The sequence below is a fragment of the Bacteroides luti genome (assembly GCF_900128905.1).
Lineage (GTDB): Bacteria > Bacteroidota > Bacteroidia > Bacteroidales > Bacteroidaceae > Bacteroides > Bacteroides luti.
The window spans coordinates 16,630-31,314 of sequence record NZ_FQTV01000010.1; the positions used below are offsets into that span (position 1 = coordinate 16,630).

The 14,685-nt window shown below is 36.2% G+C and carries 11 protein-coding genes; 2 read left to right on the plus strand and 9 right to left on the minus strand.

The genetic code is table 11. The features are described from left to right. Nucleotides 1-207: 207 nt before the first annotated feature. Nucleotides 208-1,008, minus strand: a complete 801-nt coding sequence (locus BUC21_RS10070) for a sulfatase-like hydrolase/transferase (protein ID WP_245797093.1) — start codon at nt 1,006-1,008, stop codon at nt 208-210. 390 nt (nt 1,009-1,398) lie between these two features. Here BUC21_RS10070 and BUC21_RS10075 point away from each other — a divergent pair, with 390 nt between their 5' ends. After that, nucleotides 1,399-1,728 carry a cupin domain-containing protein gene (locus tag BUC21_RS10075; RefSeq protein ID WP_073401838.1) on the plus strand — a complete coding sequence of 110 codons (330 nt, stop codon included), beginning with the start codon at nt 1,399-1,401 and terminating at the stop codon, nt 1,726-1,728. A 147-nt stretch (nt 1,729-1,875) separates the two neighbouring features. After that, nucleotides 1,876-3,138: a nucleoside permease gene (locus tag BUC21_RS10080; RefSeq protein ID WP_073401840.1), complete on the plus strand. Its 1,263-nt coding sequence runs from the start codon at nt 1,876-1,878 to the stop codon at nt 3,136-3,138. A 106-nt stretch (nt 3,139-3,244) separates the two neighbouring features. On the opposite strand, the gene BUC21_RS10085 is transcribed toward BUC21_RS10080, so the two are convergent. From BUC21_RS10085 to BUC21_RS10120, 8 genes are all read right to left on the minus strand, one after another. After that, the gene (locus tag BUC21_RS10085; protein WP_073401842.1) at nt 3,245-4,906 is read right to left on the minus strand and encodes a putative transporter; all 1,662 of its coding nucleotides are present in this window, start codon (nt 4,904-4,906) and stop codon (nt 3,245-3,247) included. A 127-nt stretch (nt 4,907-5,033) separates the two neighbouring features. Then, nucleotides 5,034-6,335, minus strand: a complete 1,302-nt coding sequence (locus BUC21_RS10090; RefSeq protein ID WP_073401844.1) for a hypothetical protein — start codon at nt 6,333-6,335, stop codon at nt 5,034-5,036. A gap of 229 nt (nt 6,336-6,564) precedes the next feature. After that, nucleotides 6,565-8,223 (minus strand): AMP-binding protein, encoded by a 1,659-nt coding sequence (locus BUC21_RS10095; protein WP_073401846.1) that lies wholly within the window; start codon nt 8,221-8,223, stop codon nt 6,565-6,567. Nucleotides 8,224-8,424: 201 nt separating this feature from the next. Then, complete coding sequence (locus tag BUC21_RS10100) at nt 8,425-9,402, minus strand: dihydroorotate dehydrogenase-like protein (RefSeq protein WP_073401848.1); 978 nt, start codon at nt 9,400-9,402, stop codon at nt 8,425-8,427. 12 nt (nt 9,403-9,414) lie between these two features. Then, nucleotides 9,415-10,083, minus strand: a complete 669-nt coding sequence (locus BUC21_RS10105; protein ID WP_073401850.1) for a YggS family pyridoxal phosphate-dependent enzyme — start codon at nt 10,081-10,083, stop codon at nt 9,415-9,417. 4 nt (nt 10,084-10,087) lie between these two features. Further along, the gene (locus BUC21_RS10110; RefSeq protein WP_073401852.1) at nt 10,088-10,564 is read right to left on the minus strand and encodes a DUF4494 domain-containing protein; all 477 of its coding nucleotides are present in this window, start codon (nt 10,562-10,564) and stop codon (nt 10,088-10,090) included. A gap of 371 nt (nt 10,565-10,935) precedes the next feature. Next, nucleotides 10,936-12,945 carry a glycoside hydrolase family 97 protein gene (locus tag BUC21_RS10115; RefSeq protein ID WP_073401854.1) on the minus strand — a complete coding sequence of 670 codons (2,010 nt, stop codon included), beginning with the start codon at nt 12,943-12,945 and terminating at the stop codon, nt 10,936-10,938. Between the two features lie 31 nt (nt 12,946-12,976). Further along, the gene (locus tag BUC21_RS10120; protein WP_073401856.1) at nt 12,977-14,392 is read right to left on the minus strand and encodes a sialate O-acetylesterase; all 1,416 of its coding nucleotides are present in this window, start codon (nt 14,390-14,392) and stop codon (nt 12,977-12,979) included. Between the last annotated feature and the right edge of the window lie 293 nt (nt 14,393-14,685).

Sequence of the window (14,685 nt, forward strand, 5' to 3'; positions counted from 1 at the left end):
GATAGAAGATGTTTTTGATCTGATGAACGATTGAAGCATGCACATAGAGTTTGAACAATATGAAATAAATGAGATAGATTTCTTCTGAGAATCTAAAAAAGCAGCAGATCGTTACAAGAAAACTTGTAGCGATCTGCTGCTTTTATTATAAATCTTTGGATAGGGTAAAGTTATAGCAACAAAGAGTTAATCTACCACATTCTGATTTTACTTGCCGAACTTAAAGATTGGTGATTCGGTACGTGCTTTATCCATTAGATTCTTCATTTCCTTTGCTACTTGAGGAAATTGTGCTGAGACGTCATTATCTTCGTGTATATCTTTACTCAAATCATAAAGTTCGAAGGTTGGTTTACCGCCGACTATATGTTGACGAATAGCTTTCCAGTTCCCTTTACGAATAGCTTGGCGTCCTCCTTCTTCGTGAAATTCCCAATAGAGATATTTATGCTGTTTCTGACCTTTTTCCGAAAATAGGGTAGGGAGGATAGATATACCATCCGTTTTAACAGGTAACTTAGTTTTTGTTAGTTCTGATAGAGTTGGTAATATATCCCAGAAAGCAGTGATTTGGTTAGTTTTGGTGCCAGCTTGAACTTTCCCCGGTAACCATGCAATCATCGGTGTACGAATTCCTCCTTCATAAACATCGCGCTTTACACCTTTTAAAGGACCATAACTTTTGAAGAAGTCAGGATCTGCACCTCCTTCACGATGCGGACCATTATCACTACTAAAAATAACTAAAGTGTTTTTATCTAATCCTTGTCTTTTTAACTCTTCAAGTACTTGTCCAACATAAAAATCTAACTTGGAAACCATAGCTGCAAAAGATGCTTTAGGCTTTTCTGAAGGATAATATCCGTATTTTGAATTGTATGGCTTCTCTTCAAATTGATTCTCGTACATTTTATAGATGGAATCATGAGGAAGATTTAGTTCAGCATGTGGTAAAGTGTAGGTAAGCATGGCAAAGAATGGCTTGTCTTTATTATCTTTGATAAGCACATTATAAACAGGCGTCCTTAAATAAGGATTATATATAAATTTGCAAAAGAAAATATTAAGACCATTTCATTTTATTATGGAATTAATATAGAAAATATGTAAAATGATTGCACAACAAATGTATAATTAATAATTTGTAAATCAAAACACAAATTCAATTATTTTATATATGTATATTATTTATTTAGAATAATATATTGACTATAAATGACTGTATTGTTAAAATTGAAAATGAAATTCTATTTATTCAATGTTTAAATTTTAATGTATGATTAAACTAATTGTATTATATATATGATTTTTTTGAATTTATTATTCCAAATGTAACATATGTGACATCTTTTTTATAATTGTTTTTCTTCCTTTGCCATATATAAAATTTATAATGATATGGAAGAATTATTTAAAAAAGGAACTGTACTTGATTTCGAAAAGCTAATTGATTATTCAGTAGGCGGAATTATTAGTAAACAAGTACTTAAAAATGAAGCTGGTAATATAACTCTATTCTCTTTTGATAAAGGGCAAGGATTAAGTGAACATACTGCACCTTTCGATGCATTAGTTCAGATTCTTGATGGTGAAGCAACTATAACAATAGGAGGTAACCCTCTTCTTTTGAAGCAAGGTGAATCAGTTATTATGCCGGCAAACGTAACTCATGCTTTATTTGCAGATAAAGAATTCAAAATGTTACTAACTATGATAAAAGGTATCTGATTTTATTATCTTTTGAAAGAGATAACGATATCTACAAAAAAGATTTTCCAAGAATCGGGATTGTGACCTTTTTTCTCAAAATTATATTTATATTTGCTGAGTTATTAAATAATATGCAAAAAATATAAATATAATAAGAATTCTAGAATGAGCGTTAAAGGTCGTTTGATTGCAATGAACTTCCTACAATTTTTTGTGTGGGGAGCTTGGTTAATTTCTTTGGGAGGATACATGGGTGGAAGCCTTCATTTTGAAGGTGGACAAATAGGAGCAATTTTTGCAACAATGGGAATTGCTTCTTTATTGATGCCTGGATTTGTAGGCATTATTGCCGATAAGTGGATAAATGCAGAACGTCTGTTGGGTATCTGTCATTTACTTGGATCGGCTTGTCTGTTTTATGCTTCAACAGTTACTAGTTATGACCAAATGTATTGGGCTATGCTTGTTAATTTGTTGGTGTATATGCCTACTCTTTCCTTAACCAACACAGTTTCTTACAATGCGTTGGAAAATAATAAATTCGATATAGTTAAAGATTTCCCTCCTATAAGAGTGTGGGGAACCGTAGGTTTTATCTGTGCAATGTGGGCTGTTGACCTTACCGGATTTAAACATACATGTGCACAGCTTTATGTTAGTGCGGGAGCTGCCTTGCTGTTAGGACTTTATTCTTTCACTTTACCACAATGTCCTCCTGCTAAAAGTGAGAGCAAGACGTTGCTTTCCTCTTTTGGCCTAGATGCTTTGGTTCTTTTTAAACGGAAGAAAATGGCTATTTTCTTTTTGTTTTCTATGCTATTGGGTGCTGCTTTGCAGATTACAAATTCGTATGGCGATTTATTCCTGAGCAGTTTTAAGGATATTCCTGAATATGCTAATTCTTTCGGAGTAAAGCATTCTGTGATTCTTTTATCTATTTCACAAATGTCTGAAACTCTATTTATTCTTGCTATTCCGTTCTTTTTACGCCGCTTTGGTATTAAGCAGGTTATGCTGATTAGTATGACTGCATGGGTATTCCGTTTTGGACTTTTCGGACTTGGAAATCCGGGAAGCGGATTGCCATTGCTTATTCTTTCTATGATAGTTTATGGTATGGCTTTCGACTTCTTTAATATATCCGGTTCACTTTTTGTGGAGATGGAAACAACTCCACAGATCAGAGCAAGTGCGCAGGGACTTTTCTTTATGATGACTAATGGACTTGGAGCAATAATGGGTGGTTATGCCAGTGGAGCAATAGTAGACTTGTTCTCAAAATATGCAACTGTTGCCGGACAAACTCAGGTAGTAAGCCGTGATTGGCAATCTATCTGGCTTATTTTTGCAGCTTATGCCTTAGTAATTGGAATTCTTTTTGCTATGGTATTTAAATATAAGAATGGTAGTAAGATGGTAAAGGAGTAACTTCCATAAAAACATAAATGAAAAAGCTAGTTCAAGCAATGCGTTGAACTAGCTTTTTTTGTATAGTAAGATTTAATAAACCTAATTAGATAAATAAGTGATGTTATTACAGGAAGAACATCAAAATAATCTGTGCAATAATCACTCTAAGGAACATGCTTAATGGATAGACAGTTGCATAAGATACGGATGGATTATCTCCCGGAATAGTATCATTAACATAATTCAAAGCCATAGGGTTGGCCATACTTCCGCAGAGCATTCCGGATACAGAACCAAAATCGACTTTCATTACTTTTAATGCAATTAGTCCGGTGATAATAACAGGAACAAAAGTGATTGCAAATCCTAAACCAATCCAAAGAACTCCCTCAGGACGTACTACTGTTTCAAAGAAATGTGCTCCGGCATCGAGTCCAAGGCAAGCCAGATACATTGCCAATCCTAATCCTCTTAGCATCAGGTTGGCACTAAGTGTAGTGTAAGTAACCATGTGCAAACGCGGGCCGAAGGTTCCTATCAGAATTCCCACAACAATTGGTCCACCTGCTAATCCTAATTTAACAGGAGCACTGATACCGGGAAGAGTAAATGGTATACTTCCCAGTGCCAATCCAAGGATGATACCTATAAATACAGCTACCAGATTAGGTTCCTTCAGACTTTTCACTGCATTACCAAGTACCTTCTCCACATTCTGAATGGCTGCAGCTTCTCCAACAACTGTCAGTCGGTCGCCCATTTGCAAAACCAGCTCGGAAGTAGCCAGAAGCTGAACTCCGGCGCGGTAAACACGACTGATGTTTATTCCATAATGATTTCTCAAGCGGAGTGAACCAAGCTTTTTCCCGTTAATTTCGGGGCGGGTAACAACGATACGTTGTGAGATAAGCTGACTGTCGATAGCATTCCAGTCAATATCTTCTTTATTCCAGTCGGTACTTTCCTGCTCACCAAAGAGTACAGTAAGTGCTTCCACATCTTTTTCTGAAGTAACAACAAGCAATTTGTCTCCCTTTGCTAAAAGTTTTTCAGATGTTGGAATTGTTACTTTGCCATCTCTCCAAAGACGGGAAATAACAAACTTCATGCTGCTGAGATGTGCTATATCTTTAATGCTTTTGCCATAAATACCAGGATTGAAAACCTGGAATTCTGCAATATATGTTTTGTTTGTATTCTCTTTGTCGTGATCAACTAGATCGCCTTTTCGTACAAATATTTTTCGTATCAACAAGATGGCGATAATTACTCCTACAACTCCCAACGGATAAGTAACGGCGCAACTTAATGCCGGTGCACTCGATGGAAGTCCCATTTGCTGAAGTGTTTGCTGTGCGGCACCAAGGGCAGGAGTGTTGGTTGTTGCTCCGCAAAGTATTCCAACCATATCCGGCAATGATACCCCGGTAGTATAGTGGCAAACTATCGTAAAGATGGTGCCAAGTGCAATAAGAATCAGTGAAAGTGAGTTAAGTTGTATGCCCTCCTTGCGGAACGAACCGAAAAAACCCGGACCAACTTGCAATCCCAATGAATAAACAAATATCACTAATCCAAAACTCTCTGCGTAATTAAGCATCATCGGGTCAATGGAGAGACCAAGATGTCCGGCAAGGATTCCGGTGAAGAATACAAAAGTAACGCCAAGTGAAATTCCCATTACGTGAATTTTTCCAAGGCCAAGCCCAATTGCAGAGATTAGGGATAAAATTACTACAGCTTGCAGCGCTGAATGATCCAAAAAAAGAGTGTTAAGCCATTCCATGCTTATGGTTTTATTAGGTTGTTTTTTCGGGCTGCAAAGATAGAAACTATTTTATGAAAAGTTGATTTTTTATTTATAAAATATACAGTCGAATGGTGATTATCTTTTTTATCTGGAGGGTTACTCTTTAAAAAAGAACGATACCAAGTTCTACTATAGGCTTATCTTCAAAAGTTTTGTTTTTTGAATAATACCTTGTTACGTCATAACCTCCTGAAGCAAATACTCCAAATTTCTCAGTAAGATGATATTCCAGATTGATACGAGCCTGAAGCGCATACATTCTTTCAGGAATGTTTTCCTCGTACTTGTTATGGAATGTCTCAATATGCTGATAGCCTAAATCACCACTTAAGAATAAGTTTTTGGCAATATCAAATCCTAATCCGGTTCTATAGAATGCAGAAGCCGATATTTTCTTATCAAAATCAAAATAGTGACTTCCTAAACCTAGTATTGTGTAGAATAGTTTATTTTTAAAACGCATTGCCACATTGGTCTTGGTTGTATTTCCGCCGTATACCATTAACTGATAACGAGTATCCGGATTAACATTAACCAAACCAAATTTAGCAGCAGCCGAACTTTTACTCTTGTTTACTATACCAATTTGTACGCCATCTGTAGCAAAATCAGCTCTATTATAAATACCTATCTGGACTCCGTGCAGACTTTGAGCAACGTTTCCTAATCCGGCAATCTGCAATCCTTTGGCGTGAACACTTATATTGGCCAAACCCGAAAGCTGAATACCGCTTGTTTGTCCTCCTGAAATATTAGTCAGAGAAGCAATCTGAATTCCATTTGTGTTATTGCCCGAAATATTCATTAATCCACCAACAGCAACTCCGGAAAGATCAGAACCTATAATATTCCCAATTCCACCCATCTTTATTCCTTTAGACATGCCGCCACCTTCTATATTCAATATTCCGGCAATGCTTACACCGGTGGTAGTTGTTCCGGTTATATTCATCATTCCCGATACAAGCAGAGCCTTAACATTGTTTCCGGTTATATTCATTAATCCACTGACTCCTATGCCGTGCAGGTTATTTCCGGTAACATTTGCTATGCCCGATCCGATAAATCCGGCAGCTTCATCTCCGTTTATATTGGTTAATCCGCTTAATTGTATGCCCTTCATGCTTCCACCGGCTATATTTGATAATCCGGATACCTGAATACCATATACACTATTTGAAGCAAAAGAACCAAATACGTTAAGACCTATTCCTTTTAATTGATGAAGGCTTGAAACAATGCCCAGATTTAAATAAGTAGTCTGAGTTGTGTCACTGGGTTGAGTTGCAATGTTTTTCCATAATGAGAGGCAAACTCCTCCGGATTTATTTTGTGCTTTGCAAGGAATACAACATAAAATTAATGAAGCTGTAAGGAATATGATATAACGTGTAGTTGTTTTCATCTTAATATAAATTGTTGTATAATGTATTAAGTTAAAAATTATGTTGCAATATTACACAATTAATTTGACACAACCTTATGTCTAACTCTTTTTGTAACCAAATAGAATAGAAAAGGACTATAGCAAATTTCAGGAAGCTCTACACTTAAAAATAAAAAGGTGTACACCATTTGTTTATTTAGTGTACACCTTTTAGAAAACTATTTCTTTTGTATTAACTTAGCTTCCGTTATCCTTTAGCTTCAGTATAAAGGAATCTCTTAATACTTCTTTTTGGAGTCTTTTCAAACTCTTCCGGATAAATCTTCATTTTGCTTATTTGACTGTAAGCCGGAAGCATTGAGTTTAGTTCCACACGGTTTTCTTCCATCACTTTTTCAATATCTTCGTTAGTTAAACCGTGAGCAAATGCATCGTCAAAGTCAGGATAAACAAGTCCTACCAGTTTATCATTCTGTGAAACAATTAGAGACTCAGAAACATAAGGAAGGTTATTGAGTAAATCTTCTATTTCTTCAGGATAAATATTTTGTCCGGATGCGCTGAGAAGCATATTTTTACTACGTCCTTTGATAGTAATATTTCCTTCAGCGTCTATAACTCCCATGTCGCCGGTGTGCAACCAGCCGTCTTTGTCGATAACCTGAGCGGTTGCCTCTTCGTTTTTGAAGTATCCCAGCATAACATTGTCACCTTTGGTAATAATCTCGCCGGCAATATTTTCAGGATCTGGAGAATCAATCTTTACCACCATACGTGGAGCAGCTTTACCGCAAGAACCCATCTTGAATTTCTTCCAGTCCTCGTAAGCAATAATTGGTCCGCATTCTGTCATTCCATAACCTACAGTGTATGGGAATTCAATCATTTTAAGGAATTGCTCAATCTCTTTGTTAAAGGCTGCACCTCCGATGATAATTTCTGCGAACTGACCGCCAAACGCATTTATCATCTGCTCGCGGATTGTTGCTTTTATCTTATCATTGATAATCGGAACCTTCATTAAGATTTTCATTGTTGGAGTTTCCAGTTTTGGAAGAATGCTCTTCTTGATAATCTTTTCGATAATCAAAGGTACTGCTACAACAAGGTGAGGCTTAATTTCGGCGAAAGCCTGGAATATAATCTTTGGAGTGGGCATTCTTGTGAGGAAGTAAATATGGCACCCCACAGAAAATTCATATAGAAATTCAAATGCCATTCCATACATATGGGCTAGCGGAAGCATAGAAACGATGCTGTCACCGGCATTTAATGGCAGAACTTCGTTTGCAAAAGCAACGTTCGACCACAAACTGCGGTAAGATAACATTACGCCTTTTGAATAACTTGTTGTTCCAGATGTATAGTTGATAAGCGCCAGTTCATCTGGTTTATCTTTATAGTAAGAAACATGCTCCGGACGGAAATTTTTTGGGAATTTTTGTCCGAACATCTCATTCAAATGCTCGCGTGCATGAGTAAGTTTCTCAGAACGTGATACAAGTAATGAAAAGTCGTTCATCAATACAATACCTTCGAGTAAAGGCATTGCGGCTTCATTCAGGTTCTCCCACACCACATCTCCAACAAAAAGCAATTTAGCTTCTGAATGGTTCACGAGGTTGTGAACATTGTCTGCTTTAAATTCGTGAAGAATAGGAACTGCCACAGCTCCGTACGTAACCGCAGCTAGAAACGAAACTGCCCAAAAAGAACTGTTTCTTCCGCAAATAGCGACTCTATCACCTTTTTTGATGCCGCTTTCTTCTAATATAATATGTAACTTTTCGATTTTTCTGGCTACATCTTTGTACTGGAGTGTAGCTCCTTTATAGTCAGTCAGGGCATCTAAGTCCCAATTCTTTTTAATGCTATTTTCTATGAACGCTATAAAACTTTGTTCCATGTTTTCTGCACAATCTATATTATTTTGTGCAAATATATATGTTTCTCATCGCTTTCCAAATTAAAAAGTGGAAAAAGTGGAATTGCTACCAATAGAAGAGCTATTTGTACCAATAGAATAATAGCAGACATTAGAAATAAAAAAATATCCGCTACAAAACATTTATTGTAACGGATATTTTTCTTTGAGTATTTAGATAACTTATTCTCTTTCACTGAAATATCTAAGGAATTGAGTCCTCTCGTACATGTTTGCACAATTCACATCTTTGGCTCTCATTAATCCTTTGAATTGAGAAATATTTTCAAAACCTTTTTCAGTCATCCAGTTTTCTATAGTTTTCAGCATTGGACGGATGCACTGACTACCTGTTTTGTAGATAACACTGCAAAGTTCTACGGCCGATGCTCCGACAAGAATAGATTTAATTGCAGCTTCGGCACTGTGTACTCCTCCCGAGGCAGCATAATCAATATTGCTAACTGTGGCAGACGAGATTCCAATCCATCTTAAAGATGCGGTTAGATCACTTGGAGAACTCAGAACTTCTCCTGAAATATACTCTAACTTCTTTATATCAATATCTGTTTGATATAAACGATTGAATAATACTATTCCTTCAGCACCTTGAGCCCTCAGCTTATTAATTAATGACACAGGATTAGTAAGGTGCGTACCCAACTTTACAATAACAGGAATACGTATCTTGCTCTTTACATTCTTTAAAATGCTGATATGATTCTTCTCAAATTCTCCACATTCATAATATGGAGAAGCCTGAATACTCAATATATTCAGTTCAAGCGCATCGGCACCAGCCTGTTCAATTTTACGAACGAATTCAATCCATTCTGTGTCCGTACAACAATTTATACTGGCAATAATAGGTATTGAACAGTTCTTCTTACTTTCCTGAATAAGTTTCAGATAATCGGATAAATCTTTTTCATGGATATGCTCAGTCAGAAAATTGCCACCTTCCGGAATGTATGCTTGTTCATTCGTCTGTTCAGCTTTTAACATGATCTGTTCCTCGAAAAGAGATTTTAGTACTATGGCTCCGGCTCCCGCCAGTTCCAGCCTTTCATTCTTTTCTACACTACCTGTCAGTCCTGAACTGCTAACAATTAAGGGATTTTTTAAATGTAATCCCGCGAATTCTGTTCTTAGGTCTATCATAAATTTTGCACATTAGTAAATCCTTTCTCCGAAGATCTTACTTCCCACTCGGACTAAAGTGCTACCTGCAGCAATGGCCATAGGATAATCATGAGACATGCCCATCGATATTTCTTTAAAGTCCGGCTTTTGGTCAAAGTAAGATTGCTTTACCTCGGTAAAGAAACTACTTAAAGAACAAAATTCAGCCTCAATTTGTTTTGTAGAATCTGTGTATGTTGCCATACCCATTAATCCCTGGATGGATATATGGGTAAGGTTTTTCCATTCTTCGTTGGCTAACATATCTTTGCATTCATCAAAACTGAAACCAAACTTAGTTTCTTCTTGTGCAATATGAATTTGTAATAAGCAAGGGATTATTCGTCCGGCTTTTTCAGCCTGTTTATTGATTTCGCACAGCAATCTGAAACTGTCAACCCCATGAATCATGGAAACATAAGGCACAATATACTTTATCTTATTGGTTTGTAAGTGACCAATAAAATGCCATTCGATATCTTTTGGCAGAGCTTCATATTTATCTGTCATTTCCTGCACTTTACTTTCTCCGAAAATTCGTTGCCCGGCATCATATGCTTCCATAATTGATTCTTTGGGATTGAATTTGGAAACAGCTACCAACCTTACTCTTTCGGGGAGTTCTGAAAGTACATCCAGTAAATTGCTTTTAATGCTCATTTTATTATTGATTTTCTCCTGCTTGTGGAAATTCGGGTTTTACATCAGGTTCTGAAGAGTATGGGTAAACATCCATAATTGCGGTTTCAGCCACAGATGCAATAACGTAATCGGCCATAGTTCCCTTCATTCCTTCATCCAGGTTTTTAACTGCTTCGCGAAGGTCGCCTGCCTGAACGAGTACGTTGGTAGAAGTTTTCTTTTCTGCACCACTTTTCTCATCAAGAGTAACGAATTGTAGTTTACATCTAAACCAACGGTCGCCTGTTTCATCTTCAAAAAGTTCGCTGTAGTTAGCTCTTTTAATATCAGCTACTGTAAATTCTCCCGAAATAAACGGAGAAATCTCTTCAATGATACGAGCTTCTGCTTCTGTAAAACTTAGAGCATCAACCAAATATGGCTCAGTAACCTTTTTATTCATCCCGTTTTCCATTACTTTTTCGTAACGGATCTTGCATTCAAACCAAGTGTGCATCATATAACTGTCTAATAATTAGTCGTTAAAATAATTTATAAATTATATGTTTATTGAATTGGCTGTAAACTCTTATAATTAGACTATAAAAGTTGGATAAGCTTATCCATAAACTAAAAGCAAAGATACTTGTTTTTTTATTTGTTTTCTGTAAGGTCAGGAAATAAAATGCCTTTTAATTTATAAAACGGAGTGATGATTTTATTTTTATTTTAGAGCAATTGTTGCTATAAAACTCTTAAAAGTAGTGGTAGATGAGCAGAAAAGTAGCAGATGTGTAGCAGATAAAAAAAACATCTGCCACCATTGAAATTGCTATTGATAAAGGATTCTAGCTATATTGGTGGCAGATGTAGCAGGTGTTTTTTATTTTTCTAATTTATTTTCTCCAGTTTTATTGCAAATCCTCCTCCGGGAGCTAAATGAATGTTCAAAGTAGAGGAAGCATTAACAACCAATTCTTCTTTCTTGTAATCCCGGCCGGCACGGTGAGCATTTTTTCCATCTTTAAAAACAGTAGCTTTATAGTCCCCTTTTCCTAAGAAAGAGAAATTAATTGCAAGATCTCTTGGAGTCCAATCAGTTAATCCTCCAACATAGAAATTATTTCTGGATTGTCTTTGGGTAACAATGTACTCACCGATTTTTCCATCCAATACTTTTGTATCGTCCCATACGGTAGGAACTTTAGCTATAAAGTCCAGGCATTCAGTTTCGCGCATATAGTTTGATGGATTATCACACAACATATTGAATGGAGATTCCAGAATAACATATAAACCTAGTTGATGGCATCGGGTTCCTTGACTCATAGGTTCCGAATTAATAGGAGTATAACATCCTTTTGCTGCATTACGCATGGCTCCCTGGGTATAATCCATTGGTCCGGCTGCCATACGAATAAAAGGTATAGTTACATCATACTTTACCATGTTTGTTGTGGCGGGCGACCATTTCAATTGTTCTAGTCCATGAACTCCTTCAAAGTTAAGGACGTTAGGGTAGGTGCGGTTTAGTCCGGCTGGTTTATACATTCCGTGAAGGTCAAGAATAAGATGATACTTGGCACATGTAGCAGCAGCACGATAGTTAAAGTCTACAATCTCCTGATCGTCCCGGTCCATAAAATCTACTTTAAATCCTTTAACTCCAAGTCCAGAATAGTATTTGCACACATTTTCCATATCACGGTTAAAAGCATGATATCCTGCCCAAAGTATAATACCAACATTCTTTTTTGCTGCATAGTCAACTAGTTCCTTGATATTAATTTCCGGCACAACCTGCATTAAATCACATTTTAGATTAACTGCCCATCCTTCGTCAAGAATAACATATTCCAATCTGTTTGCAGAAGCAAAATCAATGTAATATTTATAGGTGTCGTTATTTATTCCAGCTTCGAAATCTACATTATATATATTCCAGTCGTTCCACCAGTCCCAGGCTACCTTTCCGGGTTTTACCCATGAATAGTCAGGAACTCTCGAAGGAGCAGCAAGTTTATAAGTCATATCACTTTCAGCAAATTGCTTATCTTCCGAAGTAATAATTGCTACACGCCAGGGAAACTCGCGTGCACCATTTACCTTAGCTATATAGTTTTCGCGTTCTTTAACCCTAAATTGCAACATATTATGTCCTCCTTGCTCTGTACGTTTAGGATAAGGAGCAAAGACTCCATTTAAAGAATTACCATCCTGAGCCTTATTAAGATAAAGTCCCGGATAACTTTCCAAATCAGCTTCAGTAATACAAACTTTAATACCACTGCCGGCTTCTACTACTAACGGAAGAAACATCAGTCTGTTACTGTCTAATTTTGATAAATTGTCTGTGGTATAAGTATTTTCGAATGAATTATGGAATTGCTTCTCAAAGTCTTTATAATTACTTACACCATCCAAGCGAACATAAGGAACTGTTGCCGGACAATCCTTCGTGAAATTATATTTTACCTCTTCGTTCTGAACAGTGAATGGTATTTTCCTATAATTGATAAAACGATATGCAACGCCGTCATTATATACCCTGAACTTTATTCCCCAGTCTTTTTTAAACCGAAGAGTCAGTTCATTACAGTTATCATTGATCTGCGCTCTTTTATAGAATGGCGAAGTAATTTTCTGATTTATTATTCTTTTTGTGCTTTTATCAAGCTTTGCGTTTTTTCCCCATACTTCTCCTGAATTCAGAGTCATGGATATAGGAGAAGCTTCAATGACTGTTTGATTATTACTGGTTACCGTATAGGTTATTTTATCTCCAATTGATATGCTTGTTTGTATCTTTCCGTCGGGAGAAGAGACAGACTGTGTTTTTTGTGCAAAACCTATTTGTGCACAAAGACTACAGAATACAATTATAAGTAATTTCTTATTCATACTTCTTTTATATAACATATAAATTAGTGCATTAGTAATTATCTGTCCGGAAAGGTACCATTGGCAGTTCTCTATTGTTATAAAGATTTCCTATCTGGAAGTTACGGAAGCAGTATCTTACAGCTACCGGCTCTATTACATTTTCACTGTATACAATAACTATTTTCTTATTTAAGTCTACAGTTGCAATAGCTGGATAGAATACTTTGTCAGCTCCTGCTACTTCAAATCCATTGATTCCTTTTTCACGACTAAAGCCATCCTGGGTATAATTGAAACTAAGATAAGCTTTACCATCTTTTACTTCCATTGATTTATATTCCGGACCATTACATGCAACGGTGTTATAGCCATAAGTCTTATTTAAAGCCATATAGCAAAGACGTTTCCCTACCAAAGTTTTATTTTTTGGATGTATATTGGCTGCTTCATATTCTTCAACCAAATCATTTGTGGAAATCATTCCACTATTAGGAATTAAAGATTGTGCTTTATATTGAGCTTCCCTTAAATAAGCTCCAGATTCTCCTTCGCCATATTGGAAAGGGGCAATTTCAACGAAATAGAAAGGTAGATTGCCTAGTCCCCAATTTTTACGCCATAATTCTACCATATTTGCTAATCTTTGCGCATAAGTATCTTGGTTTCCCACATTCGATTCACCTTGATACCACAAGAATCCTTTAATTGTATAATTAGTTAATGGTTTAAGCATACCATTATACATAAGCAATGGTCTTAAATAATCACGAACATTGTTTATACCTTCCTTAGATAAATCAATATCCTTATATGTTTCAAGAATTTCCTTGTTAGTCCAGCTTTCTACCCTTGAACCTCCCCAGCTACAATTAATAACACCAACCGGAACATCAAGAGCACGATTCAGTGAAGTGGCAAAATGATAAGCGGTTGCACTGAACAAGGCTGCGGTTTCCGGATTACAAACCTGCCATTTACCTGGACAAGAAGTTTGTGGTGTGAAGCTTGGAGTTTTGGGTACTGTTGCGAATCTGATTCCTTTATTTTGTCCGGCATTAGCAATTGTTTCGTTTGCGTTCATTATTGGACAATTCCAGAAGCCGTTTAGTGGCATTTCCATATTTGATTGTCCGGAACAAAACCATACTTCACCGATTAATATATTTTTTAGTGTAACACTCTCACCATCTGAAATTGATATTTCTCTGCTGTCATAACTACCCTTTGGAGTTGATACCCACAATAGCCACTTACCATCTTTATCAGATTGAGTTTGAACACTGTTTTTGCTCCAGGATACTTTAACAGATATTATTTTATTTGGAGTTGATTCTCCCCAGAGTTTTACTTTAGTGTTTTGTTGCAATACCATGTTATCGCCTATAATCTCTGGCAATTTTACTTTCGCATTTACTCCCATAGCCAGAAGAGTAAACAGAACCAGGAAACTTAATTTGTTTTTCATTGTGTAATTTATAGTTTTAAAAGTTATTTATTTTGTTTTTCTATTTTTGAAGTTAAACCAGCTTTACTGTTCGTAGTTGTTGCCTGATAGTAAAAAACCAGAAATTGTAGATAAGAATACTTCTCACGATAAACGTAAACGTTGGTTTCATAATATAAAAGTTATAATAAACCATTTTTTTATTCAGGAGCCGAAAATACAGAAAATAAATGAGAACACTATTGCAGATGTTAAAATTGTATTATAAAAAATCAATAAAGTATAGATTCTTATGTTTAGATAATTTAGTCTGG